Genomic DNA, 25867 nt, shown 5'->3' with positions numbered 1-25867 from the left:
GGCGGTGTCCCGTCGTCGTCCGGCAAGGCGGAGGAGGAGGTCGATGTGGGGTTCATCGAGCGACGACGAGAACGTAGCCGGTCGGCGTCTGGACACCGCCATCTCATGCGACGCCCAGTGCCGCCCGGACCTGGTGCAGGGCCTCATCCGGGCTGGGTAGCCGCCCGGAGCTGACCACCTGGCCGTCCACGATGACCGCGGCGTATCCGGGGCCACGAAGGGCCGCCCGAACAGCGGCCGGCCAGCGCGCGCCGCGGCGTCGTGCACCACGGATCAACGCCGGCAACAGGTAGAGGTGGTTGCGCGGGTCGACGACCTCAACCGTGACGTCCGCGGGCAGGCTAGCCCGTAACCCACGGTAGACCCGAGCGAATTGCGCCCAGCCGGTCCGCTCGATGTTCCGGGTACCGCCCCGAACCGGATGGTGCTGCGGATCAACACACAGGCCCTTCGCTGATCCCCCGGAACAGCAGCCAGCGCCCACACCGTCGGACACGTCCCACGGCCGGATCAACAGCACTCGATGGCGAGTGTCCACAGTTGGTTCAGCTGGGGTGGCCGTGGTCATGGCCGAGTGTCATCTCCGTCCGTTCCTGAGTCGTGCTGCTCGGACACCGCACCGTGAATGGTTCCGTCGACGTTGAGTGCCCGGCGCTCAGCCACCGTGCGCCGCAACGCGATCGCCGCTTCGACGATCAGCCAGAGGGCAAGCACCAGGATGACCAGGTCGAGTGGGACCAGCACCCACCGTTCGTCCACGTCCCAGAATTCACCAAGCTGGATGAACAGCGCCCAGGTGGTCATGACCAGCAGGAACACCATGGGAATGAGGATGACGATCGGGTTGCGCATCCGCTTGGTGACCCAGACCGCGATGACGGCCAGCGCAAGCCCGGCGGTGAGCTGGTTGGTGGTGCCGAACAGCCGCCACAACGTGCCGAACGCGAAGCCGCGATCGTCGTCACCGGGCATGAGGGCCAGGGCCAGCGGCAAGGCGATAGCGGCCAACCCGGCCACGGTGAGGCTGCGAGCCATCCAGTGCCAGCGCAGAATGGTAGCGATCTCCTGAACCACGTAACGCTGGAGCCGGACGCCAGTATCCATGGTGGTGGCCGCGAACGAGACAACCACCACGGCGGCGAACACCGCGGCCAATCCGAGTTCGACGCCGAGGTTGCTGGCGAACTGCGCGATCCCGTCGACGAAGTTGCCGACCGCACCGCCGGACGCTGTGTCGAAGTCGGGGTACCGCTCGTCCCAGTCCAGTCTGGTGGCCGCGACGCCGGCGGCGACCGCGAGCACGGATGCGAGCGCCAGGCTCCCTTCGCCCAGGGCTCCCATGTAGCCCACGTGCCGGGCGTCGGTCTCCTTGTCGAGCTGTTTCGACGTCGTACCGGACGACACGAGCGAATGGAATCCAGAAATGGCCCCGCAGGCGATGGTGATGAACAGGAACGGGAAGATGCTGGGTGAGCCGTCTGGGACGTCGTTGACGGCCGGAGCGACGATGGTCTCCCAGCCCACCAGGACGCCGGCGAACGTCACCCCGAGCGCGATGAACAACTGATGCGAGTTGATGTAGTCGCGTGGTTGCAGCAGTAACCAGACCGGCAACCGCGACGCGATGAACGTGTAGATGAACATGATGATGACCCACACGTTCTGCGGTTCCATACCCAGCCAGTCGGCGAACCCGCCGATCTCGATCGGGTTGTGGTGACCCACCCAGATCAAGAAGTACAAGGCGATGACGCCGACGATCGAGGGCACCAGGGCGGGGGTACGGGTGCGGTAGATGTACTGGCCGATGGCGATGGCCAGCGGGATCTCGACGAAGATCGGGATCACCGCGCCGGGGTAGCTCACGAACAGCCGCGCGATCACGACCGCGAAGACCGCGTTCACGAGCGTGAGCAGGAAGAAGATGATGCAGAGGAAGAGCACTCGGGAGCGCGCGCTGATGACCTCGGCGGTGAGGGTGCCGATGTTCTTCGCCTTGTGCCGCACCGAGACGACCAGGGCGCCGAAGTCGTGTACGCCGGCGGCGAAGATGGTGCCGATCACGATCCAGAGCAGTGCCGGCAGCCATCCCCAGAACACGGCGATCGCGGGGCCGACGATGGGTGCCGCACCAGCGATGGAGGTGAAGTGGTGCCCGAATAGGACGTGTTTGTTGGTCGGTACGTAGTCGACGCCGTCGGCGAACTCGTGGGCCGGGGTGACGAACGCCGGATCCAGCGCGTAGACCTTGGTGGCGAGGTATCTGGAGTAGTAGATGAAACCAAGGGCGAAGAGGGCAAGAACGCTGACCGCAACAACGAAGGCTGGCATGTGGCCTCCCGAGACGTTCGGCCGGCCTCCCCCATGACCGTTCATCACAGGACGTGTGTGTGCGCAGCATGACGCAGCCCAACACACCACGTCAACCGCTTTCCCGACGGAATCTGCCATTCCACCGGCTGCCGACGTGACTGTGGGTCGTATCCGGACCCGCCGGCGCACCGCCCTATGCTGGGCTGGTGTCACCCATCCACGCTGGTGGGTTGGCCCGCCGTCGGCGTCTTCCCTAAGTGGGTGATCGGCTCTGAGCCTCGACACCGAACTCGACCGGGTGGTCCGGTCGGCGACGGTCGCCGAACTGTGTTGGATCGACGCCGGCCAACGCCCCGACGCGGTGCCCGTCACTCCGCTGCTGACGCGCGGCCGGCCGGTGGTGGCGATGCCCTACTCTCAGCTGGACCTGGCCCGAGCGGTCGCCGCGGCACCACAGGTCGCGCTCGTCGTCTCGGATCCGCGGATGACCGGTCCACATTGGCACCCACTTGTCGTGACGGCTCGACCGCGGCTCGACGAGGATCGCGACGGCGCGTTCTTCGTCGAACACCTCGTGTCGCAGGAGCTGAAGAAATACCCTCCGGCGCGGTCGCTCATCGACTCGCCGATGCTCCGTCGCGAGCATTGGTGGTACGTCCCCCGGCTGTTGATCACCCTCGAGCCGCAGACCGTGTCGCCCCTGCCACAGCGCCGTGACCCGACCGACCTCGTGCTGGCCGTCGTGTCCGGCGCGGGTCTCGTCGTCGACGCCGTGCGGGCCCAACCGCGCTGGCCAGCCATCGTCGGCGACGAGGTCACGGTAACGAGCCTGTCCGGCGCTGCCCTGCCCCATGGTGCGGCGACCTTGCTCGGTCATGACTTCTCGGTCCCGGACCTGGAGCGGTGGTCGTCATGGGTGACGCGCGGCGCGCTGGCCGACGGCACTCTACGAGTCGATGAGCACCCGGCCCGCCGCGGCCTGGAGCCGACACTCACGCTGTGGCAGCGGTTCCGGCGTCAGCGCCGGCTCGAGCATGCCTGCCGCCGTGCCCTGCGCCGATGAAGACCTGCCCGCATCCCCGGATGGCGGAAACGATGAGCCGAGCGCTGGTCAGAGGCCGAGGTCGGCCAGGCCGAAAGCGGCCCGATACTCCAGCCCGGCCGCCTCCACGCGTTCGCGGGCGCCGGTGTCCCGGTCCACGATGACCGCCACCGCGGCCACCTCGGCGCCCGCGGCCCGAATAGCGTCCACCGCGGTCAGCACACTGCCACCAGTGGTGGAGGTGTCCTCGACCGCGAGCACGCGGCGGCCCGCAATGTCGGGGCCCTCGACCTGCCGGCGCAGACCGTGCTGTTTCTCCCCCTTACGCACCACGAACGCGTCCAGTGACCGGCCTCGGCGGTGGGCGGCGTGCAGCATCGCCGTCGCGACTGGGTCCGCGCCCATGGTGAGCCCGCCCACGGCCGTGATGTCGAGGTCGGCGACGACGTCGAGCATCACGTCTCCGACCAGGGGCGACGCCACGCCATCGAGGGTGACGCGCCGCATGTCGACGTAGTACTCGGCCTCCTGTCCGGACGAGAGGACGACCCGGCCGTGCACGACGGCCTTGTTGGTGATGTGCTGTAGCAGTAAGTCCCGTGTCTCCACGGTTCCCGAGCGTACGGCAAGGTGATGGTGTGCATCCCGGCGCGTTGGTACTGGTCACTGGTCCGACCGATCCCACCGACTGGTGGGCCGGCGCCGCGACCGAGCTGAGCGAGGCAGGGCTACCCGTTCACACCCCGCGGGATCACAGCCGCGCTCCGCTGTTCGGAGTGTCGTGGATCGCTTCGGTAGCGCAGCAATTGAACACCTCTGAGCTCGACGGACCGCTGGTCATCGCCGGTCATGGGACGGCCGGCCCGTTACTACCAGCACTGGCCCGGGCTCAGCGGGCGGGCGGCCGGCAGGTGGCGGGGTACGTCTTCGTCGACGCCACGCTGCCGCGGCCAGGTACCGCCAGCCACCTGGAGCTGCTGCGGGCCGCGGCTCCACACGCGGCGGACGAGGCACATGAGCGGCTGCACGATGGTGAACGGATCTGGCCGGTCCCGGCCGAACCACCAGGCACCCGGCCGCGAGATCACCAGTTCTGGACCGAGACCTTGCCACCGGCCATCGACTGGCCGGATGCACCGTGTACGTACGTCAGCACGGGCCACCCAGCGCCGGGCTGTGGCGACATCACCTTCTGGGCCCGTTCTGCCCGAGCTCGCGGTTGGCCCGTGGTGGACGACGCGGACATCCCCGCCGCGGTGCATCGGGCGCTGCGGCATCTACCTGCCTGAGCTCACTCGCCAACCGGTTCCGCGTCCCGCGGCTCCGGAGCACATCCTGGACGATGGTCACCGTCGGCGTTGGTCCGGGTGTCTGCGGCCGGCGGCACCAACCAACCGCCGTGGCAGCCTAGGTAGCGCCGCCGCCATCACCTTGTACAGCGCGCCCGGCACCGAGACGGTCTTGCCTCGCTGGAGATCCCGCAGGGCCGCCTGGACCAGCGGGTCCGCGTCGAGCCACAGCCACGACGGCAACCCTGTCATGGTCATCTCCGCGCGGTCATGGAACTCCGTCCGGGTGAATCCTGGTGCCAGCGCCATGGCACGCACGCCGGTGCCCGCCAGTTGTCGGGCGAGGCCTTCGGTGAACGCTGTGACCCAGGCCTTCGCGGCGCTATACGTTCCCCGTGGCACCCATGCGGCCACGGAGCTGACGTTGACGACGGCACCGTGGCCGCGCTCCACCATGGGTGGGATGGCCGCGTGGGTGAGCCGCAGGACGGCCCGGACGAGGACATCGAGCATCTGTTCTTCGTCGGCGATGTCGTTGGCGAGAAATGGCCGGCGCAGCGCGAACCCGGCGTTGTTGACTAGGAGGTCGACGGGGCGGTCCGGGTCTTGGAGCCGGGCTTCGACGTGGGTGGTCCGTGCCGCGAGGTCGGCGGGCAGGACGTCGGCGACGATGCCGTGGGCGGAGCGCAGCTCGGCTGCCACGGATTGGAGCCGGGCCTCGTCGCGCGCTACCAAGATCAGATCGAATCCTCGGGCCGCCAGGGCGCGGGCGAAAGCGAGGCCGATACCCGCGGTAGGGCCGGTGACGAGTGCGGTAGGCATGATGCGCCCAGTGTGCCACCCGTGTTCCCCCGGGGTGCCGTTTCCCTCAGGCAACCCATCGAACGTGTGCACGACAGGGTGACGCAGGGCCTGTTCAGACGCCTAACAGTGGTTCGCCATGGCGGCGCGGCGAGGCGGTGGCGGCTTGGCCCTGCAGGGCGCGGCCCGGAGCACCGTAAACTGGTTCATGACAGTGCCGGGCGTCATCCTCGCGCATGACACCACCCGGCTTTACACTGGCAGCCGATGTCATCGACGAGTCACGACGGGGGTCACGTGCCCGGCAGCGACAGAAGGGACGCGGAGGCCAAGCTGCGCCAAGCACTGGCCGCCGTAGCCCCGGGTACCGAACTGCGCGAAGGGCTCGAGCGGATCTTGCGGGGCCGCACGGGCGCGTTGGTCGTGCTCGGCTACGACAAAACCATCGAATCCATCTGCAGTGGCGGCTTCGTTCTCGACGTCGAGTTCAACGCCACCGGCCTGCGCGAACTCGCGAAGATGGACGGCGCCATCGTCGTCGATCGGGACTGTACCAAGATCGTTCGAGCGGCGGCGCAGCTGGTCCCCGATCCCTCTATTCCCACCACCGAGTCCGGCACCCGGCACCGTACCGCCGAGCGGGTCGCCAAACAGACCGGCTTCCCGGTCATCTCGGTGAGTCAATCGATGCGGATCGTCGCCATCTACGTCGACAGCATCCGCCATGTGCTGGAGGACGCGGGGCAGATCCTGTCGCGCGCCAATCAGGCCCTGGCCACTCTGGAGCGTTACAAACTCCGCCTCGACGAGGTCTCAGGGACGTTGTCGGCGCTGGAGATCGAGGACCTGGTGACGGTCCGCGACATCGTCACGGTGGCGCAGAGGTTGGAAATGGTGCGCCGCATCTCCATCGAGATCGACGGCTACGTCGTCGAGCTCGGCACCGACGGCCGGCTGCTCAGTCTGCAACTCGACGAACTCGTCGCCGGGGTCGATGTCGACCGCGAACTCATCGTGCGGGACTACCTACCGACGGCGGCCGGCCGGAAGAAGAACGGCGTCTCCAACGCGATTACCAGGCTCAGCGCCCTGTCGGCCACTGAGCTGCTCGATCTCGGATCGGTGGCAGGTGCTCTCGGGTTCACCGGTGGCGATCAACTCGATGCGGCCGTGAGCCCGCGCGGATACCGGCTGCTGGCTCGGGTGCCGCGGTTGCCCACACCGGTCATCGAACGCCTCGTCGACCATTTCGGTGGTCTGCAGAAGCTGCTGGCGGCCAGTGTCGACGACCTCCAGGCGGTGGACGGCGTAGGCGAGAACCGCGCCCGCAACGTGCGGGAAGGTCTGTCCCGGCTGGCTGAGTCCAGCATCCTCGAACGCTACGTCTAACCCCACCTATCCCCGGTGATCGTTGCCGGGGACACGCCATGACGGGGTGGTGGTACCAGCTGTGCCACACCCGACGAACAAAGAGGACCCGTGGGTTGACACCGTTGCGGTATCAACCCACGGGTCCTCGAACCGGCGCCCGGAGCATGAAACTCCGCAGCACCCCCGTCGACTCGGAGGCGAGAAACGGACCGGCGGCGAATCGCCGAGCCGTTTGGGGAGACCCCTCCGTGCCGCGGGCGCCCCCGTGAACCGTTCCTGGGCCAGCTCTTGCGAACCGAACTCGGAACGATCGCGCCCTGCCTGCTGGGTTTACCTCACATGCAGCTCTGGAAGGTCGTCGCCATCGGCATACAGACCGCCAGCGGGAACCTCGACACTCACCTCGGGGAAGCTCAGCAGACCGATCTCGGCGGTGCCGAGGTCGACCTCCCCGACCAACGGTGCCGGGACAGAAACGTCGACCCGCACCGCCAGCCCGCCACCGGAAGCCGCGGCGAAGGTGCCATCTTCGGCCAGCACGGTGTCATCGGTGCGGTAGTCAGCGAAGTTGACGTTGACGCTCACGCCGGGCAGCACCTCGAAGGTCTGGTCGAAGCCGGGCTCGATCGCGATGCCCTGCTCCTCGTCCCCGACCCACAACTCGAGAGCCGGCAGCTCGTAGTCGAACGACGCGCCGCCCGGCTCGCCGGTGACCTCCAGCCGTCCCCACGCGTTGGGTGTCTCAGTGTCGGACGCCGCCGCGAACCCGATGGTGACGCCGCCATTCGCGGCTCCACCGGCCAGGTTGAGGTCGGCGAAGCGGCCGCTTACCTCGACGTAGGCCCCCTGACTGCCGTCCGCCTTGCCGAACACCCCGGTTTCCTGCAGCAACTGGCCGTCACCGGTGCTGATCAAAGGCCCCGACGCCACCGGAAGCTCGACCGGCACCATGCTGGCGAACATTCCGTCCAGCAGGCCAAGATCACCGAAGTCGACCAGGTCCAGCTGCCCCACTCCGGAGTAGAGCGACGTCAGCACACCACCAGGCTGGCCGTGCCCGAGGACGTCGTCGTTCCAGTTGGCCTTCGCCTCACCGGAGATGGCGCGGAGATTGCCGGCTAGCGGAATCCGGAGGTCGTGGATGCCGTAGGTGTTAGGTTCGGCCTCCTCGGGCAGCGCGACCTGCTTGACGGCATAGAGATCGAGCGGGAGGTCGACACCGAGAAGGTCGGCACCCACGAGGCTACCGAACGAACGGGAGTAGACGTCATCGGCCTCGCCGGCGAGGCCGGCGGAGTCGACATCGTTCCGCACCACACCGACGGTGAGATCACCTTTGACGTCAGGGATAGCACCAACCAGCGGTACCCCACCGGCGAAGTCGAGCCGGACAGAGCCGTAGTAACCATCGGTGGTGATCTTGAACTCACCGGGGTGGTCGGGCTCGGCGGCGTGCGCCGGCAGACCGAAGGCACCCACCGTCAGCGCCACTGCGGTTCCGCATGCGGCGACGACGAGAGCCCGACGGGCCGGACGTACACCACGGGAGAACTCACTCATTGAACATGGCCCCTTAAGGACGTATACGACGCTCGGCGGCACTGCTCGATTGAAACAACGCCGAGCTACCACCAATTGCATTTCGAGCAGGCACTGACTGGACGTTATCCACGGATTAATAGTCGTGTCAACAAACGACACATGACACACCCCTCCACATTTGCCCCCACCCGAACTCGCCCTCAGGAAGACACCCGAGCACCCATCGGCCAAACGCATGATACGAGAATCGCAGCTGATCACGATGGCATCACTCAGGTTCAGCCAACCACGGAAGATACCCGGCACACCTGACCATTTACCCCACAGTCCAGATGTCCTGATTTATGGTACATAAAGCTACTAACGACGCTGGCCCGCCTCACATTCAGCGTCGTCCCATAGAAATTCATGGGCGAGGTCGCGGAGAAATTACCGAGATTTACTGCATACTTGACATTGGCTAATTCACGTGTGAACCATGACCCTCGGGTGCCGTACCTGGCGCCCAAGAGTGCCAAGCTACCCCTCGCAGAACAAGGAGACACTGTGCTCACGAAGACTCTCCGCGGTGCCCTGGTCGCCGGCATCGCCATCGCGGCCACGTTTGGCTTCGCCGGTGCAGCGGCCGCGACGCCGGACGCAGCTCCGGTGGAGGCGCCCGCGGTCGCCGACGCAACTCCGGAGATGGCGGACCTCGACGGACTGCTCGACCTTCCGGACCTGAACATCGGCAACGACCTCTGTCTGCTGCCGTGGTTCTGGCCGGGTCCGTTCAACGTGCTGACCGAGGGCCAGACCGGCTACTACTCGGCGTGCAACGGCGCCAGCACCGTTTCCGGTGACGGCATCAACATTCTCAACAACCTGTGCGTCGCCCCATGGCTGTGGCAGGGTCCGTTGAACCTGCTGACCAGCGGCCAGGACGCACACTACGAGGCGTGCAACAGCACGGAGACCATCGACGTCTTCTCCAACGCCCTCATGCAGTACATGACCATCCAGTACATGATCGACTCCGAGATGCTCGACGAGAGCGCCTTCGAGCCGTTCCTCACCGGCGAGGCCACCTCCCATGAGGTCATTCTGGACGAGAGTGTGCTCAGCGGGTTCGGCAACGAGGTGACCACCAGCCTGGAGCTGGAGGGTCAGGATGGCATCCTGAACAACGCCTGTGTGCTGCCGTGGCTGTGGCAGGGCCCGCTCAACTTCCTCACGGAGGGCCAGACCGCCTTCTACGAGGCCTGCAACAGCTGATTCGATAGTGCCGTCCGGACGGTGCCGACGAGGCACCACGACCGGATGACGGTCAACGCCAACGAACCGGCCTTCTACCCGCCTGGACGCGGGTGGAAGGCCGGTTCGTCGTTCGACTCGGCTATGTCGCGCACGGGGACTAGCCTCGCGCACGGGGACTAGCCTCGTGCGCGGAAACTAGTCTCGTGCGCGGAAACTAGTCTCGTGCGCCGGATCAGCCCGCGACGGCGACGTGGAACGGCATACCTTCGACGTCGAAGCTCCGCACCACCGAACCGGCGTCGAGATCGACCTCGTGCACCTGACCAGCCCCCGGGTCACTCACATAGACCAATGCGTCAGGCCCTACGGCGAGCTGCGGCGTCGGGTCGGTCCAGGTGGCGTCGGCGGAGTACTCCGCAACGACGCCGTCGATCGAGGTGGCCGAACCGGCTTCTAGGTCCACCACGTGTAACGAACCGTCGGCGGACACACCCAACAGGCTTCCGTCGCCGTGTGCGGTGACGGCGAATGTGCTGAAGGACGCGGGCAGTTCCAGCGGAGTGACGGTGTGTTCCTCGGGCTCGATCACGAGCATGGTGTCTTCGTCGTAATTGCCGACGAGGACCTCCAGGCCGGCCGCGCCGCGCAGAGTGCCGCTTCGGCCGTCACCATCGGGGTAGTCCAGCTTGTGGCCGTCGAAGTGGTCGCCATGTTCCTCCAGGACGAGGATGCCATCGGCGCAGGCGAATGCCACCGTGTGCCCGGCCGATGCCTCACCATGTAGTTCGGGGCACTCGGGGAAGCCGGACTCCACCACCTCACCTTCGGCGTCACGGACCACCACCTCAGGTGGAAGTGTGCTCTGGTCTGGTTCGGTGTCACCGTACTCGGAGACGATCGCGCTACCCTCGTCCCACGGTACGGCGACCCCATGATGCGGGGCGTCGGCGTCGAGCAGTTCACCCTCGGCACGTTGGGCGAGATCGGCCGCGGTGAGCATCCGGTATTGGCCGTCGCCATCGAAGAAGATAGCGGTGTAATCGTCATGGGCGACGACGTGCGCCGGGCTGTCACCCTCGTGTAAGGCCAGGGACGCGGGTGGGGCCACGTAGTAGTGGGAGTGATCCCCGTGATCGACTGTCCACACCCCGGAGTCGATGACCTGTACGGCGTCGCGGTCATACATCACGGCGAAGCCGTACCGTCCGTCGTCACTCGTCGCCAGCATGGTGGGGGCGTCCTGCGGCGCCGGGATCTCGATAGTGTCGAGGACCTCTCCGGTGTCGGTGTCGAGAACGGTCACCTGCCCGGCCTCGCCGTCGGCGACGAGGAGTCGGTACGCCGCGGCGTTCACCTCGACGGCCCCCAGGCCGCCGGCGTCGTCGTGGTCATCGTCGTGATCGTGGTCGTCGTGGTCATCGTCATCGTCGTGGTCGTGATCGTCCTCACCGGCCGCGGGCGCCGCGTCGTCAGGCACGACGTCGGCCGCATCGCCGTCGTCACCACCACAAGCGGCAACGAGCAACACGATGCCCAGCAGCGCCGGAGCAGTTCCTCGCAGTCTCATGGACACTCTTCTTTCCGTTCGAGGTCGTGACCGTCGTGTCACGGATTGGTTTGCCATGAAACCATAAATGATAATGATTCCTAGAAGCAATCTGGGATTGGTGCTACGAAAGTGTGCTTCAGCTATACAACTGGTCTAGGTTCCCTTGGTATCGTCAATCGGTGCCTGTCGAGCTGATCCCGCTGCCGCTGTCCGTCTCCGAACGTCAGGGCTCGTTTCTCCTGGGGCCCACCACCGTCATCGTCGCCACGGGCCCAGCCCTGGCCTCGGCGTGGCTGCTGCACGATGTGTTGCACACCGCCACCGGCCACGCCATGCCGGTGGTGCCCGACGCCGCCGGCGCACCGGCCATCACCGTGCTCGTCGACGGTGAGACGACAGACGCCTTCCCCTCCACCGCCGCCGAGCGATACCACCTGGCCATCAACGAAGACCACGTCACGATCCACGCCGCCCAGCCCGCGGGCGCCACCCGCGCCGTGCAGACCGTTCGTCAACTCCTTCCGGCTGACGCATTACGCGCGGCGCCGGTCCTCACCGAACCGGTCACCTTGCCTTGCCTGACAATCGACGACGAGCCCCGGTTCGCCTGGCGTGGACTGATGCTGGACGTCGCCCGTCACTTCCAGCCCAAAGAGTTCCTGCTCCGGCTGATCGACCTCGCAGCGCTGCACCGGCTCAACGTGCTCCATCTACACCTCACCGACGACCAAGGCTGGCGGCTCGAGGTGCCAAGCTGGCCCAAGCTGACCCAGATCGGCGCATGGCGGTCGGAGACCGTCCTCGGTCACGCCCGCGACCAGCTGGGTTTCGACGGCACCCCACACGGCGGCTACTACACCATCGCTGACCTCAAAGAGGTGGTCGCTTACGCCCGGGCTCGACACATCACCGTGGTCCCTGAGGTCGACCTCCCCGGCCATGTGCGCTCGGCCCTGGCCGCCTACCCCGAGTTGGGCAACACCGGCACCACCCAACCCGTCGCCACCACATTCGGCGTCTTCGAGCAGATCCTGGCGCCCACCGACGAAGCCCTACGGTTCGCCCGGGACGTCTTCGACGTCGTGGTCGACATCTTCGACTCCCCGTTCATCCACATCGGCGGCGACGAATGCCCCCGCACCGAGTGGCAGCAGAGCGCCGCCGCCCGAGCCCGGGCCGACGAACTCGGCCTGCCGGGGGTCGAGTTCCTTCAGTCCTGGTTCACCGCCCAGTTCGCCCAGCACCTACGCCAGCATGGTCGGCGCGTGATCGGCTGGGACGAGATCTTGGATGGTGGTGCGCCGGATGACGCCGTCATCAGCGTGTGGCGCGAATTCGGCATCGCCGCGAAGGCGCTCGCTGCCGGACACGACGTCATCGTCGCCCCACAAGAGGCTGTCTACCTCGACTTCTACGCGTCGCCAGGACCCGCGGAGCCGCTCCACATCCACGGAAACCTGCCGCTGGAGACCATCGCTGAATTCGACCCCGTCCCCGCCTCGCCGGACGACCGTACCGACGGTGCCGGCCACCGCGCTCCCGGCGCCGTCCTGGGTGTCCAGGCACAGCTGTGGACCGAGTACCTGCCGACCCCACGCGAGGTCGAGTACGCCGCGTTCCCACGGTTGGCCGCCGTCGCCGAGATGGCCTGGGCCAGCATGGACAACCGTCGAGCCCAGCCGGTCACCGAACGGCTCACCACCCATCTAACCCGGCTCGACGCGCTGGGGGTCAACTACCGGCCGCCGGCCGGACCGCACCCGTGGCAGAGCGGCGGGACCGGTGCCCGCGCCCGCTTCGATCACCGTTGATCGTCGACGGCGGCGGCGTACAACTCCCGCCGTGACACACCCAGCTCGCGGGCTACCTCCGCGACGGCATCCCGGCGGCTCGATCCTGCCGCTACCCGCTCTCGGACGAGTTCGAGCCCGCGCTCCAGCCCGCCGCCGTCATCCGACGGCGCGGGTGCACCACCCACCACGATCGTGATCTCGCCGAGGGGCCCCTCCTGCTCCGCCCAGCCGGCCAGTTCCCCCAGACCACCGCGGCGAACCTGCTCGTGGACCTTGGTGAGCTCGCGACACACCGCGGCCGGGCGATCCACGCCGAACGCGGCCGCCATGGCGTCGAGTGTGCCGGCCAGCCGGTGCCGCGACTCGAAGAACACCATGGTCCGTCGCTCGGCGGACAACTCGGCCAGCCACCTGGCCCGCTCCCCGGCTCGCCGTGGGGGAAAGCCGTCGAACGTGAACCGCGCCACCGGCAGCCCGCTGACGGCCAGCGCGGTCACGACCGCGGACGGTCCGGGCACCGACGTCACCAAGACACCGGACCGCACCGCCGCCTCGACCAACCGGTAGCCGGGGTCGGACACCGCCGGCATACCAGCGTCGGTGACGAGCACCACCGTGGCCCCGGTACGCAGCAGCGACACCAGCTCATCGGTGCGGGCTGCTTCGTTCGCCTCGAAGTAGGACACCACCCGTGCCGGCAGCGTGACGCCGAGCGACGTGGCCAGTCGGCGTAGCCGCCGCGTGTCTTCGGCGGCGACCACGTCGGCGGCCACGAGCTCCCGCGCCAGCCGGGGCGAGGCGTCGTCGACCTGGCCGATGGGTGTGGCCGCAAGGACCAGACGGCCTGCTCCCGGCGTGGTCTCATCGTCTGGCATCACGTCTCCATGGTCACACCACCGCCCGCTAGCGACGCCGGTAGGCCCCAACCCCGGCGCAACCAGGGGTCGCGCTGACGCACCAACCGGCGCCGCATTCCACCCACCTCGCAACCACCTCTGAGAGGCGTGGTCTCTTAGGATGACCCGGTGACCCCGACCACCGTCGAGTCGCCTGGTGCGGCAGCAGCGGGCCAACCCGCGTCGCCGGGTGGATCGGCGGCAGCCTGGTTCACCCGCCATCACCGGCTCCTCGGCTGGGTCGGCCCACTGCTGGTTGGCGCCCTCGCCGCTGTGCTCCGATTGGTCGAACTGGGCCGGCCGGCGCGCATCATGTTCGACGAGACGTACTACGCCAAGGATGCCCTCGCCCAGCTGCTCTTCGGCTACGCCCGGACATTCGCCGAAGACGCCGACGAGTTGATCATGAGTGGAGAGGTCGACCCACTCGACCCGGAGTCGGGTCTGTTCGAGGACACGGCGTCGTTCGTGGTACATCCACCCGCCGGCAAGTTCTTCATCGGCCTGGGCATCCATGCCCTGGGGATGGAGCCCACCGGGTGGCGGCTGGCCTCCGCCCTGGCCGGTGTGATCACGGTGATTCTCGTCGCCCGGGCCGGCAGCCGGTTGTTCCGTTCGACCTTGCTCGGCTGCGCGGCCGGGTTGTTCGTCGCCGTCGACGGGTTGTCGATCGCGACGAGCCGGACCGCCTTGCTCGACGGCATCCTCGCCATGTTCGTGGTGGCCGCGTTCGCCTGCCTACTCGTCGACCGAGATCACAGCCGTACGGCGTTGGCGACGTGGGCCCGGACCAGGACCTACGCCGGGCACCCACTCGGAGACGGGCCGCTGCTGGGGTGGCGGCCTTGGCGGCTGGCCGCCGGCGTCATGCTGGGCCTGGCCTGTGCCACGAAGTGGAGCGGTATCTACGTAGTGGCGGTATTCGGCCTGATGACCGTGCTCTGGGGCATCAGCGCGCGACGCGCCGTCGGCATCACCAGCCCAAGCCTGAACTCGCTTCTACGCGACGGACCAGTGGCTTTCGTGACGATCGTGGGATCAGCCGTGGTCACCTACGTCGTGTCCTGGTGGGGCTGGATCACCTCCAGCAATGCCTGGGCGCGAGACTGGGCGGCCACCCGGCCCGCCGACGGCCTAGCCGGGCTCCTCCCGGACTGGGTACGCAGCCTGTGGCACTATCACGATCGCATCTGGAACTTTCACACCACTCTCACGAACGAGCACACCTACGAGTCGAGCGCCTGGACCTGGCTGTACCTCGGCCGGCCGGTGTTGTTCGAGTACCAGAGCCTGGACCGGGACGAGCAGGGCTGCGCCGCCGACGGTTGCAGCCAGACGGTTCTCGCCCTGGGCAACCCCGCGTTGTGGTGGGGTGGCTGTCTCGCTCTCGTCGTTTGCCTGGCGTACTGGTTGCTGCGCCGCGACTGGCGGGCCGGTGCGATTCTGGCCGGCATGGTGGCCACCTGGGCCCCGTGGCTGCTCTACCCGGAGCGGACGACGTTCTCCTTCTACGCGGCGGTGATGGCACCCTTCATCGCCCTGGCCGTGGCCTACGCCCTGGGGCGGCTGATCGGAACACCCGACGCCCCGGTCGGGCGGCGCGCCGCCGGTATCGCTGTCGCCGGCATGTACGTGGTGGTGCTCGTCGTTCTGGCGGCCCGCTTCTATCCGATCTATGTAGGTGAGGTCATCCCGTATGACCAGTGGCGCAACCTCATGTGGTTCGACAGCTGGATCTGACCTGCCACCGGTGCTGGGTTCCCGTCACACTACTTCGACGATCCCTTCGACCAGCAGCGCGACCCCGAACAGGGCGAACAGCGTCGCGGCACCGTAGCGGACCACCCGCTCGGGCAGCCGCTGCCCAAGGATCCGGCCGACGACGATCGCCAGCATGTCGGCCGCGACCATCCCGATGGTGGAACCGATCCACACACCTACCCAGTCATACTGGGTGGCCAGGGTGACCGTGGCCAGCATCGTCTTGTCGCCTAGCTCGGCGAGGAAGAACGCGGCGCCGACGGCGATCACGGCGGAACCGGTGGCCCGTCGGGCCTTCTGCTGCTCGTCCTCCGTCAAGGAGTCACCACGCAGCGTCCACGCGGCGAAGCCGAAGAAGGCCACCGCCGCCACTATGTTGATCCAGCCCGTCGGCAACGCCTCACCGAGTCCGGCGCCGATACCAACAGAAGCCAGGTGGACGACGGTGGTCGCGGCGGTGATGCCCACCACGACCTGCCACACCTTGTACCGGGTGGCGAAGGTCATCGCCATCAGCTGCGACTTGTCACCCAGCTCGGCGACGAAGATCACGCCGAAGCTGACGAGGAACGCCGCCCATGTCTCGGCCATCGTCGAACAGATCCCTTCGATCCAGACCGGACCGAAGTATTGGGGACCTCGACCCGGCATATGCCTGTGGTCGAAGGTCTCGCCCGCCTCACTCGAGGCCGTGCGGCCGGACGCCCGTGGAGGCACCAGTATGTCGACCGCGACGTTGGGGGCTACTCCCCTTCGCAGTGCTCGATCTTACCCCGCGGCGCTGGGCCACACCCGCCGAAGTGGGCAGCCTCACACCCGTTCAGCAGCGCAACCCCGCGCCGCGGGGGGATGTCGTTTCAGTCAGTACGTGCCCATGCCCGGCCCAGCCGCACCCGGGCACCGGTCTGCAGGAGCGACCCGGAATAGAGACGGCTGGCCATCATGATGCTGGCGGCCACCGCCACGATCAAGATGACCAAGGTCACCACAGGCTCCCATCCTTGCGCATCACCGGAGAACAGCCGGGCCGGCATCGCCAACGGCGCCGAGAACGGCACGTACGACAGGACGGTCATCACCAGATCGTTGTCCCGGAAGAAGATCACTCCGAAGTACGGGATCATGATCAGCGTCGACACCAGCGACGTGCTGGAGCCGAGGTCTTCCTGCCGGCTCACCATCGAGCCGGCTACCGCCCACATGCAGGCCAGCAAGACGAAACCGAGAGCGAAGAACGGCACGAACCAGCCGAGCGGGCCAGCGATCGTGCTCAGCAGGTCGTCGTGTCCGCCGAGCCGCAGAGCCACCGGCGTCGCCAATGCGATCACGGTGATCTGGCCGAAGGCCAGCACCGAATGACCAGCGATCTTTCCGGTGAGTAGTGCCCGCACCGGGACGGTCGCCACCAAGATCTCGATGATCCGAGTCTGTTTCTCGGTCACCACACTCTGCGCGATGGCCATCCCGAAGATGAAGGACGCCATGAAGAAGACCAGCGCGAAGAGGAAGACGACCAGGAATTGGAGCCCGTCGCTCACCTCCGACGGGTTCAGCAGATCCACCGGTGGCGACACACTCAGCGCGGCCACGATGTCATCTGGTGAACTCTGCTCGGCGACGATCCGTAACCCCAGTGGTGAGGAACCCTCCGGGTCTGGGACGATGGCGGCGTCGACGTCTCCCGCCTGCACCAACACTTCCGCGCTAGCCCGATCGGGCACGGGCTGGGTATCGAGTTCCGCGGCCTCGGCGACCCGCGCGGCATCGCTGCCGACGGTGGCCACCGATGGTTCGCCCCCACCGAAGAGACCGGGGACGATCGACAGAACGAAGATGCCGACCACGATGACCCCGAAGTTGATCCAGAATCCCTTGGATGCGGTCTGGGTACGGATTTCCCGCTCCGCGATCAACCGGGTGGATGCCAAGAACGACGTTCCGCCGGTCCGCGCTGTGTCCGCACTCATCACACGACCTCCCGGAAGATCTCGGCCAGCGACGGTGTCACCGGGCCGAAGCTATGCACCGAACCGCGCCGCAGAGCGGCATCCAGCACAACCTGATCGCGCGCATCCTGCGTCGATTCCACCCGACCGGCAAGCTCCGGCGCCGGCGCGATCCCATCCGCGACCTCGAACACCGCACGCGGTCCGTCGAGCTCGACGATCTGTACCCCCGGCACGTCCCTGATCCAGCCGGCGTCGTCCCCGACGACCATCTGAAACCGGCGGGAGCCGAACTTATCGCGTAGCTCCTCTCGGCCACCGCTGGCCGCGATGGCACCGCCGGCGATGATCACCAGATCGTCACAGAGCCGTTCGACCAGGTCCAGTTGGTGGCTGGAGAACAGGACCGGCACACCGCGGGCGGCGCGTTCGCGCAGCACCCCGAGCACGGTCTCCACGGCGATCGGGTCGAGACCGGAGAACGGTTCGTCGAGAATCAGCAACTCGGGATCGTGCACGAGCGCCGCCGCGATCTGGGCACGCTGCTGGTTGCCCAGGGAAAGTTCTTCGATGGGGTCGCCGGCCCGCGACTCGAGGTTCAGCTGCTCCAGCAGGTCCCTGGTGTTGTGCTGGGCAGTGGCGCGATCGAGCCCGTGCAGCCGGCCGAGGTAGGTGATCTGGTCGGCCACCCGCATCTTCGGGTAGAGGCCACGCTCCTCCGGCATATATCCGAACCGTTGCCGCACCCCCTGGGTCACGGGGGCGCCATTCCAGGTGACCGTTCCGCCGTGCGGCGCGAGCACCCCCAGGATGATGCGCATCGTCGTCGTCTTCCCCGAGCCGTTGGCACCAACGAAACCCGTCATCCGTCCCGGCTCGACGGCAAACGACACATCGTCGAGCGCACGGAGCTCACCAAAACTCCGGCTCACCGACCTGATCTGCAACAACGTGGCCCTCCACATCTCGACGGCATGCGACACGCACCGCGGCCGCGCAGCCCACAGTAGGTGGCCGCGGCGGGATGCGGCGTCCGGCGCGAGTGCCATCGAGGGTCCTCCGCACGGAGGACCCCGGGGCTTCCCGGTCAGGTCTCCGAGCCGTCCCGGCTGGGCCCGTTAGGGGCGACGACGCCGTTCTCGTAGGCGTAGATCACCGCCTGGGTTCGGTCCCGCAGGCCGAGCTTCATCAGCACTCGGGATACGTGAGTCTTCACCGTCGTCTCACCGAGGTAGAGTTCGCCGGCGATCTCGGCATTCGTCGCGCCGCGGGCTAGCAACACCAACACCTCGAATTCCCGATCGGTCAGCTCAGGTGGACGACGCGGCTGCACCGCCGGCCCAGGGGTGCTGAACCTAGCGATCACCCGCCGCGTCACCTCCGGGGATAACAAGGCGTCTCCACGAGCGGCGATGCGGACGGCTTCGACGAGGTCGTCGGCGGAGGCGTTCTTGAGCAGGAATCCACTCGCTCCGGCCTGCAACGCCTCGAAGAGATAATCTTCGCGGTCGAACGTCGTGAGGATGACGACGCGGACCTCTGACGTCGGGGAGGAAGGGCCGAGAATCCGGCGGGTGGCCTCCAGCCCGTCGACGCCGGGCATCTGCACATCCATCAAGACAACATCCGGCTCCAGACGCTGAGCCTGCTGGACGGCTTCGTCGCCATCACGCGCCTCACCCACCACTTCGACGCCGGGTTCAACACCCAGGATGGCTCGGAACCCGGTACGCACCAGATCGTGGTCGTCGGCCAGGAGGACCCGGATCGGCGCGTCCTCCGATGCTGTCGGCGGGCCGCTCATGGCGCTCTCGTTCCAGGTGTGCTCCCGGCCCCGGCGCCGGCCCCGGCGTCGGCGGTGCGACCGTCGGCTGGCGGAAGCGGGAACCTCGCGCGGACGACGAAACCACCTGCCGGGCGGGGCCCGACCTCCAGCTCACCGGAGTGCACCGCTACCCGCTCACGCATCCCGACCAGCCCAAGACCGCCGGTGCGTGGCCCGGATCGACTCGGTACGCCGCCTCGGCCGTCGTCGATCACTTCAATCTCCAGCCACCGCTCGAGGTAACGAACCCGGACGTCGACATGGTTGGCCCTGGCGTGTTTGACGACGTTGGTCAGCGCCTCCTGCACCACCCGGTAGGCCGACAATGCGACGGTTCCCGGCACCTCACGCGGTGCGCCATAGACCGCATGCTCAACACTCAGGCCCGCGCCCCGGGTCGTCTCCTCGACCAGCTGGGGAACTTGTTCCACGCCCGGGGACGACACGTGTGCGCCGACCGGACCAGTGGCCTGGCCATCGATGTCGTCGGGGTCGGCGCGTAACACGCCGAGCAGGCCGCGCAGCTCGGAGACGGCCCCGCGGGCGGTGGACTCGATGACCTCCAGGGCTTGGCTGGCGAGTGTGTAGTCGGTGCTGAGCACCCTTCGGGCCGCCGTAGCTTGCACCCCCATCACCGACACATGATGGGCGACGACGTCATGCAGGTCGCGGGCGATGCGTATCCGCTCGGAGACAACAGCCTGCCGGGCATTCTCCGCCTGCGAACGACGCAGCTGTTCGCTCTGGACTTCGAGCTCGTGCCGGCGCCGGACCGACACCCACACGACGTTGCCGAAGAAGTAGGGAGCCAGGAAGAAGAGGAGGTTGAACCCGACGCTATAGAGGGCCGCCGCAACCACCGGATCCAGCGGCCCAGCGGCGCGGTCGAACGCGGACGAGTCTTCGTGAATGGCATCCACGATCGAATACCCGAGCCAGGCGAACATGGCGACGATGACCACGATCCGCGTCCACCGAGCCCGGATCCGCTCCCGGCCCCAGGCCCCTACCGTGTAGATGGCGATGAACAGGGCGATCGAAGGGAACAGATTGTCCCCGATCTGCCGCATCTGACCAGCAAGGAACACGGCGGCGACGAGGAACAGGACCACCTCGGGGTATCGCCGCCGCACGGCCAGCGGTGCAGTGATCGCCAGCGCCCACACGACCTGTTCGGTCAAACCGGGGGCGGAGCCGAAGATGAACGCACCCATGCTGTTGATGAGCACCACTGAGATGATCGCGCCGACGGCGAGTCCCGCCGCCAGGCCAAGGTCGTTGAGTTGTTGCCGCCGGCTCGGTAGGGGACGAGACCACAGCTCCCAGCTGGGTATTGCCGCGACGCCCCCGTGCGCCGAGCCGGTGTCATGCCCGCCCTGCCAGTCCGACCGTGGTCGGTGGACGTGGGCCGGCGAATCCGCCACGCTCATGACTGTCAAGGTAATGCACACCAGGCACATGTGTAGAAAAACGCGGGGTATCCGACATACCCGCGGCGGGCCTCCACGGCAGGCTGTCCCGCCGTCGCTCCCCCGGTGATCGAACCCCACATCCGGTCGTCATAGCGACACGAAGGCGGCAACGATCACCGGGGAGGTGGTGGCTCACACCAGTCACAGGGCGTTGAGGTGCCGGTGCCCATTCTGCGACGTGCTGAGCAGACTGCTGCGTAGCGCGCGCAGCTCACCCTCCAACGACTCCAGCGCCCGCACCATCGACGCCGGCTCATTCGGCTGATCAGGAACCCGCGGCGGGCCGGGAACCCGCGGCGGGCCGGGCTTCCGCGGCGGGCCGGGCTTCCGCGGCGGGGCGGCCCGCGCAATGTCACCGTCAGCCAGCCGAATCAGCCGCGAACGCTGATCGCGGACGGCGCGGTCTCGCTGGGCCAAGATTTGGTTGGCCGTCAGCACCTCGCGGGGTAGTGCTGTTTGAGTGGCTTGGCTGCGCAACGCCAGGCCGAGGACGTGGCATAGCTGGCGCGTCGAGCTCATCTCGATACGTTCACGACTCAGCGATCGGTGCCGTTGTGGATCTTCGGCATCGTCGAGATTGAGGCTTGGCTGGTACGTGCGGACCGTGGCTTTACGCACCGCATGGCCGGGGCCGACCATCTCGTTGAACGCCTTTTCGATGTCACCGCCGACCATAAACGCGGTGCCAAGTCCGACGACCTCCCACATGACCTCGCGGGCCCACTGCTCGAACTCGGTCTGGCCACGCCGGTCCTGGCTGAACACGTAGACCGGTCCGCGCCGGGTGTCGTCGGCCAGGTAGTCCATGAGATCTGGCAGGTGACTCGTCGCGATCCACTGTGGTTCGCCCGTCACTGGTGTGTTCCCGTCGAAACACACCAACTCGTCGATGAGTGCCCGCAAGAACGACGGGACCGCCATGAATCGCGGCGACCCCGTGGGATCCAGGGCGCTGTCGCTTGGTAGTTCGATCTCCGTCCATACCCAGCCCGGACGGTCTTCGTACTCGACCGCGGTGATCGTGGATCGATACATCTCGTGTGCGCCTTGCGCGAACGGGTGGTGCCGACGCCACCGGTACATCACAGCATCGCCTTCTCGTTCCAGCGACACCGTGATGATGTCGTTCTCGCCCAGTAGATGTCGCCCGGCGACGTCGGCGGCGATGTCGATGTCTTTGTATTCGCACCACCGACGCATCTGGGTCATGACGGCGTCGATCAGCGACTGCCCGGCCTCAACACTTAGGAACGATCGGTATCCGACAGCCATGACGCGCCCCCTCGACGAGGTTTCATCACCCAACATGTAAGTTTCATATTACGGCCCTATGGGAGACAGTCAACCCCTCGAAGCATCGGCCTTGCGGCGCGAAGATCACGCCACGAAGGCCGTCACGGCAAGCTTCCTGATGGCCACCCCCAAACCAGCCGGAAGGGGGTAGGTTGCCAGCATGGATGCCGTCGCATTGGTCGTGTCAGTCATCGCCCTCGTCGTCGCGCTGATCGCGTGGCGCCAGTCGGGCCGCAGCAGACGGCACCCACCAGCGGACCATCCTCAGGGCACTCACCCGGCTGACGACGACGCCCAGGCGACGCCGAGCGCCTCCACTGGCGCGCCGGCCCACCCGCCATCCACCGGCGCTCAACCCGCCCCTCCATCCGGCCAGGCCAGACCGGGCACACCACCGGCCGAACGTTCCGGACAGGCGTCCACCACCAAGCCTGGCCACCCAGATGCCGAGGCGGCTCGCGGCGAACGTGTCACGTTCCATCTGGAGCAGCGAGGAGGTACCACCTACCGGCTACACAACCGGGGTACCGGGACGGCCTACGCGGTCAAGCTCAAGGCGCACCGGCTGGGCAAGAACGCCTCTTACGACGAGTTTCCGGCCGGCCACGCCGAGGAGCATGAGCTCCACCCCACCGACGACCCGGAGAAGAACATCATCGAGGTCGTCTGGCATGCCCGGCCGGACCGTTCCGACCTCGAGCATCACAAGCTCTTGCGGGTCACCTGACCCGCTGTACCGAAGCGTCAGCTCGCCCGCTCGAACGTTACGACGGGGATCACCCGGTCGGTCTTCGTCTCGTAGTCCTTAAAACCCGGCATCAACTCGGCCTGCGCGTCGAACAGCCGCCGACGCTCATCCGGTTCGGCCACACTGGCCTTGGCCTGGAAGGTTTCGGTGCCGACCTCGAGTGTCACGAGGGGGTTGGCCACCAGGTTGAAGTACCAGCTCGGGTGCGAGTCCGCACCCCCATTGGAGGCAATGATGACCAGTCGATCGCCGTCCTGGGTGTAGACCAGCGGTGAGGTCCGAGCCTGCCCGGACTTAGCCCCCGTGGTGGTCAGCAGCAGCATCGGAGCACCCTCGAAGTCTCCGCCCACCTTGCCGCCGTTGGCCCGGAACTCTTCGATGATCCGGTCGTTGAAGCTCAACATCTCGCGCGACTCCATCCGTGTTCGTTGATTGCGTTTCATTGCCCCAACTCCAGCCGGAACGATCTCATTCCCCATAAACGGAGGATCTACCGCTTATGCCCAGAGCCGCACCACCCCGGCGCCACCAAACCACCCGGATGCCACGGGCCTCCTGGTGCTAGTCAGCGGCCTCCGGAATACGTGGCTCGACCGGGGTGGAGACGATAAACGAGCTGGTGGTCTGGCCATACAGGAGGAACTCGTCGAGCACGGCCTCCAAAGCCTGAATCGCGGGGACGTGGATCTTGAGCAAGAAGCAGTCGTCCCCACTGACCCGATGACACTCACTGACCTCGGGCCGGCGACGGGCCAGCTCGGCGATGGTCGCGAGCTGCCCAGGACCTGGACGGACCCGCACCCACGCCGCTACCGGCAAACCCAGAGCCGCGGGGTCGACGTCCAGCCGATAGCCACGGATCACGCCGGTCTCCTCCAGCCGGGCAACCCGCTCCCGCACCGCCGGCGCCGACATCCCGACCCGGCGGGCCAGCTCGGACATACTCAGCCGCGGGTCGCCGGCCAACTCGTCGAGCACCCGCCGATTGGCGGCGTCGAGTAGGTCCTTTCCATTCTGAAGGCCAACAGGCGGTCTAGGCGTTCGCGGCGAAGGCATATCTCACTCTACTCCGATGAACGCCCATGGACTTACCTCTCCTCGCCTTCAATGATGAGATGTGGCCAAACTCCGCTCCGGGGCGACCCCCGGCGAACCCACTCGTCGGCCCCTGACCCATCGTGTACCTCCCCACGCGTACTTCGTCGTCAGCGCCGTATTCCACTACCTCGGACCGGCGTTCGCCGTGCTCCTCTTCGTCCGCGTCGATGTCATCGGGGTCGCCTGGCTCCGGATCACCGCCGCGGCATTGATCTTCGCCGCATGGCGGCGGCCCTGGCGGCTGTGGTCCGGCCTCAGTCCACGGGTCCGATCGCTGCTGATCGGTTGGGGCGTGGTGCTGGCCGTCATGAACAGTTGCTTCTACCTCGCACTCGACCGCCTACCACTGGGCACCGTCGCCGCCATCGAGTTCCTGCCGGTGATCGCGCTAGCCGCCGTCGCCGCCCGGACCCCACGCAACCTCGCCGCCCTGGTGGCCGCCGTGGCCGGAGTGTATCTGCTGACCGACGTCCGATTGGTCGGCGAACCGGTGGGCATCGCCTTCGCCTTCGCCAACGCCGTACTGTTCGCGCTCTACATCGTCCTCGCCCACCGTATCGCCCGCGAGCCGTCCATCACCGGGATCGACGGGCTGGCCGTCGCCATGATCGTCGCGGCGGTCGTCGCCGCACCGGTCGGAGTACCCAGCGCGGCACCAGCGTTCACCGACCTCATCGCGGTGGCCGCCGGGGTAGGGGTCGGTGTCTCCTCCTCAGTGATCCCCTACGTATGCGACCAGCTCGCCATGGCCCGGCTGCCCCGGGCGACCTACGCGCTGCTGGTCTCCATCCTGCCCGCCACCGCGACCGTCATCGGGATCGTCGTCCTCTCCCAGATCCCGTCGAGCATCGAGGTGTTCGCGGTGGGGCTCGTGATCGCCGGAGTGGCGATCCACAACCAACCCGCCACAGGTTAGGCGACCGCCGCCAGTCCGACGAAGGTCAGCCGCGCGCGGACGCCGACTCGGTGGCGACGTCGTCCGCAGGTGTATCCTCCTGGCCGCCCAGTGCCGGTCCGACGCCGGTTCCGGATAGGGTCCGGTGTCGCCGGTAACGACGGGCCAAGGCACCATGCCGCGGAGCGAACACCCACGCCGCCAGGAACACCGCCGTCAAGACCAGCACGATGGTGCCGCCTACCGGCAGGTCGTAGCTCCACGACAGGTACAGCCCGACGATCGCCGATACCCCACCCAGGACGGGCGACAGCAGCATCATCACCCCCAGCCGGTCGGTGAGCAGCCGTGCCGTCGCGGCCGGTGTCAGCAGCAGCGCCAGGACGAGAATGTTGCCGATAGTCTGCACGGCGATCACGATCGCGACCGTGACCATGACATAGAGGACGACGTCCAGCCCGAACACGCGTAGCCCCATCGCCCGCGCCATCTCCCGGTCCAGGCTGACCGCCACGAACTCCTTGTGTAACAAGAACACGACGCCTAAGACGCCCACCCCGGTCAACCCGGCCAGGTAGAGATCCTCGTCGGGGACACCGGTGAGGGAGCCGAACAGGAACTGCTGCAACGACCCCGCGTAGCCGGGCGCCTGGGAGATGACCACGATTCCGATCGCGAAGGCCGCCACGTGCAGCACGCCGATGATCGAGTCCTCTTTGATCCGGCGGTTCTGCGCGAAGACCACCATCAGCAGGGCGGTGACCACCCCTGCCACCACTCCACCGAGCACCAGGCTGCCCTGCAGGACGAACGCCACCGCCAGCCCAGGGAACACCGCATGTGCGACGGCATGCCCGATGAACGCCATCCCGCGCAACACCACGTAACAGCCGACGACGCCACACACGACGCTGGACATCACCGCGATCAGCAACGCCTTGGGTAGAAAAGCCAGGTCCGGGTTGAACAGGTCGGTGATGAACTCCGGGATCGACAC

At 67.1% G+C, this 25867-nt stretch carries 24 protein-coding genes; 8 read left to right on the top strand and 16 right to left on the bottom strand.

Annotation, left to right across the window (positions count from 1 at the left end):
- Nucleotides 1–103: 103 nt before the first annotated feature.
- Both G8760_RS05330 and G8760_RS05325 read right to left on the bottom strand, forming a co-directional pair.
- On the bottom strand, nt 104–568 hold the full coding sequence (locus G8760_RS05330; protein WP_166347547.1) for a thioredoxin family protein: 465 nt from the start codon (nt 566–568) through the stop codon (nt 104–106).
- Entirely contained in the window at nt 565–2331 is a 1767-nt protein-coding gene (locus G8760_RS05325) for a carbon starvation CstA family protein (RefSeq protein WP_166347544.1), read from the bottom strand. The genes G8760_RS05330 and G8760_RS05325 overlap by 4 nt, the downstream gene beginning before the upstream one ends.
- A gap of 280 nt (nt 2332–2611) precedes the next feature.
- Between G8760_RS05325 and G8760_RS05320 the strand changes: the two genes are divergently transcribed.
- On the top strand, nt 2612–3376 hold the full coding sequence (locus tag G8760_RS05320) for a hypothetical protein (RefSeq protein ID WP_207782034.1): 765 nt from the start codon (nt 2612–2614) through the stop codon (nt 3374–3376).
- Between the two features lie 48 nt (nt 3377–3424).
- Here the strand turns inward: G8760_RS05320 and pyrE are convergent, their stop codons facing one another.
- Nucleotides 3425–3964 (bottom strand): orotate phosphoribosyltransferase, encoded by a 540-nt coding sequence (gene pyrE, locus G8760_RS05315; protein WP_166347541.1) that lies wholly within the window; start codon nt 3962–3964, stop codon nt 3425–3427.
- A gap of 29 nt (nt 3965–3993) precedes the next feature.
- On the opposite strand from pyrE, the gene G8760_RS05310 reads away from it, so the two are divergent.
- Entirely contained in the window at nt 3994–4644 is a 651-nt protein-coding gene (locus G8760_RS05310; RefSeq protein WP_166347538.1) for a hypothetical protein, read from the top strand.
- A 57-nt stretch (nt 4645–4701) separates the two neighbouring features.
- Here the strand turns inward: G8760_RS05310 and G8760_RS05305 are convergent, their stop codons facing one another.
- Nucleotides 4702–5466 carry an SDR family NAD(P)-dependent oxidoreductase gene (locus G8760_RS05305; protein WP_166347535.1) on the bottom strand — a complete coding sequence of 255 codons (765 nt, stop codon included), beginning with the start codon at nt 5464–5466 and terminating at the stop codon, nt 4702–4704.
- Nucleotides 5467–5712: 246 nt separating this feature from the next.
- Between G8760_RS05305 and disA the strand changes: the two genes are divergently transcribed.
- Nucleotides 5713–6834 (top strand): DNA integrity scanning diadenylate cyclase DisA, encoded by a 1122-nt coding sequence (gene disA, locus G8760_RS05300; RefSeq protein WP_166347532.1) that lies wholly within the window; start codon nt 5713–5715, stop codon nt 6832–6834.
- A gap of 312 nt (nt 6835–7146) precedes the next feature.
- Here the strand turns inward: disA and G8760_RS05295 are convergent, their stop codons facing one another.
- Nucleotides 7147–8376, bottom strand: a complete 1230-nt coding sequence (locus G8760_RS05295; RefSeq protein ID WP_166347529.1) for a hypothetical protein — start codon at nt 8374–8376, stop codon at nt 7147–7149.
- Nucleotides 8377–8904: 528 nt separating this feature from the next.
- On the opposite strand from G8760_RS05295, the gene G8760_RS05290 reads away from it, so the two are divergent.
- A complete protein-coding gene (locus tag G8760_RS05290) occupies nt 8905–9612 on the top strand; it encodes a hypothetical protein (RefSeq protein ID WP_166347526.1) in 708 nt (235 codons plus the stop codon).
- A gap of 214 nt (nt 9613–9826) precedes the next feature.
- On the opposite strand, the gene G8760_RS05285 is transcribed toward G8760_RS05290, so the two are convergent.
- Entirely contained in the window at nt 9827–11161 is a 1335-nt protein-coding gene (locus G8760_RS05285; protein ID WP_166347523.1) for a beta-propeller fold lactonase family protein, read from the bottom strand.
- A 161-nt stretch (nt 11162–11322) separates the two neighbouring features.
- Between G8760_RS05285 and G8760_RS05280 the strand changes: the two genes are divergently transcribed.
- Nucleotides 11323–12954, top strand: a complete 1632-nt coding sequence (locus G8760_RS05280; RefSeq protein WP_166347520.1) for a beta-N-acetylhexosaminidase — start codon at nt 11323–11325, stop codon at nt 12952–12954.
- Here the strand turns inward: G8760_RS05280 and rsmI are convergent.
- Nucleotides 12945–13811 (bottom strand): 16S rRNA (cytidine(1402)-2'-O)-methyltransferase, encoded by an 867-nt coding sequence (gene rsmI / locus G8760_RS05275; RefSeq protein WP_166347517.1) that lies wholly within the window; start codon nt 13809–13811, stop codon nt 12945–12947. The genes G8760_RS05280 and rsmI overlap by 10 nt on opposite strands.
- 150 nt (nt 13812–13961) lie before the next feature.
- Here rsmI and G8760_RS05270 point away from each other — a divergent pair, with 150 nt between their 5' ends.
- Nucleotides 13962–15572: a dolichyl-phosphate-mannose--protein mannosyltransferase gene (locus G8760_RS05270; RefSeq protein ID WP_166347514.1), complete on the top strand. Its 1611-nt coding sequence runs from the start codon at nt 13962–13964 to the stop codon at nt 15570–15572.
- Between the two features lie 24 nt (nt 15573–15596).
- Here G8760_RS05270 and G8760_RS05265 read toward each other — a convergent pair whose 3' ends face one another.
- From G8760_RS05265 to G8760_RS05240, 6 genes are all read right to left on the bottom strand, one after another.
- Complete coding sequence (locus tag G8760_RS05265; protein ID WP_166347510.1) at nt 15597–16184, bottom strand: TMEM165/GDT1 family protein; 588 nt, start codon at nt 16182–16184, stop codon at nt 15597–15599.
- 266 nt (nt 16185–16450) lie between these two features.
- Nucleotides 16451–17560 carry an ABC transporter permease gene (locus tag G8760_RS05260; RefSeq protein WP_166347507.1) on the bottom strand — a complete coding sequence of 370 codons (1110 nt, stop codon included), beginning with the start codon at nt 17558–17560 and terminating at the stop codon, nt 16451–16453.
- On the bottom strand, nt 17560–18489 hold the full coding sequence (locus tag G8760_RS05255) for an ATP-binding cassette domain-containing protein (protein ID WP_166348169.1): 930 nt from the start codon (nt 18487–18489) through the stop codon (nt 17560–17562). The genes G8760_RS05260 and G8760_RS05255 overlap by 1 nt, the downstream gene beginning before the upstream one ends.
- A 137-nt stretch (nt 18490–18626) precedes the next feature.
- Nucleotides 18627–19343, bottom strand: a complete 717-nt coding sequence (locus G8760_RS05250) for a response regulator (RefSeq protein WP_166347504.1) — start codon at nt 19341–19343, stop codon at nt 18627–18629.
- The gene (locus G8760_RS05245; RefSeq protein WP_166347501.1) at nt 19340–20794 is read right to left on the bottom strand and encodes a sensor histidine kinase; all 1455 of its coding nucleotides are present in this window, start codon (nt 20792–20794) and stop codon (nt 19340–19342) included. Before G8760_RS05245 ends, G8760_RS05250 begins: the two co-directional genes overlap by 4 nt.
- 183 nt (nt 20795–20977) lie before the next feature.
- On the bottom strand, nt 20978–22108 hold the full coding sequence (locus tag G8760_RS05240; protein ID WP_166347498.1) for a hypothetical protein: 1131 nt from the start codon (nt 22106–22108) through the stop codon (nt 20978–20980).
- Between the two features lie 181 nt (nt 22109–22289).
- Here G8760_RS05240 and G8760_RS05235 point away from each other — a divergent pair, with 181 nt between their 5' ends.
- Entirely contained in the window at nt 22290–22856 is a 567-nt protein-coding gene (locus G8760_RS05235; protein WP_166347495.1) for a P-loop NTPase family protein, read from the top strand.
- A gap of 17 nt (nt 22857–22873) precedes the next feature.
- Here the strand turns inward: G8760_RS05235 and G8760_RS05230 are convergent, their stop codons facing one another.
- Both G8760_RS05230 and G8760_RS05225 read right to left on the bottom strand, forming a co-directional pair.
- Nucleotides 22874–23296: a nitroreductase family deazaflavin-dependent oxidoreductase gene (locus G8760_RS05230; RefSeq protein WP_166347493.1), complete on the bottom strand. Its 423-nt coding sequence runs from the start codon at nt 23294–23296 to the stop codon at nt 22874–22876.
- Nucleotides 23297–23438: 142 nt separating this feature from the next.
- Nucleotides 23439–23933: an Lrp/AsnC family transcriptional regulator gene (locus G8760_RS05225; RefSeq protein ID WP_166347491.1), complete on the bottom strand. Its 495-nt coding sequence runs from the start codon at nt 23931–23933 to the stop codon at nt 23439–23441.
- A gap of 61 nt (nt 23934–23994) precedes the next feature.
- Between G8760_RS05225 and G8760_RS05220 the strand changes: the two genes are divergently transcribed.
- Entirely contained in the window at nt 23995–24891 is an 897-nt protein-coding gene (locus tag G8760_RS05220) for an EamA family transporter (protein WP_207782031.1), read from the top strand.
- Between the two features lie 25 nt (nt 24892–24916).
- Here G8760_RS05220 and G8760_RS05215 read toward each other — a convergent pair whose 3' ends face one another.
- Nucleotides 24917–25867 carry an anchored repeat-type ABC transporter permease subunit gene (locus tag G8760_RS05215; protein ID WP_166347489.1) on the bottom strand — a complete coding sequence of 317 codons (951 nt, stop codon included), beginning with the start codon at nt 25865–25867 and terminating at the stop codon, nt 24917–24919.

This window comes from Phytoactinopolyspora limicola (assembly GCF_011320225.1).
In the GTDB taxonomy this organism is placed as follows: domain Bacteria; phylum Actinomycetota; class Actinomycetes; order Jiangellales; family Jiangellaceae; genus Phytoactinopolyspora; species Phytoactinopolyspora limicola.
This window is presented reverse-complemented; position numbering and strand designations above follow the sequence as displayed.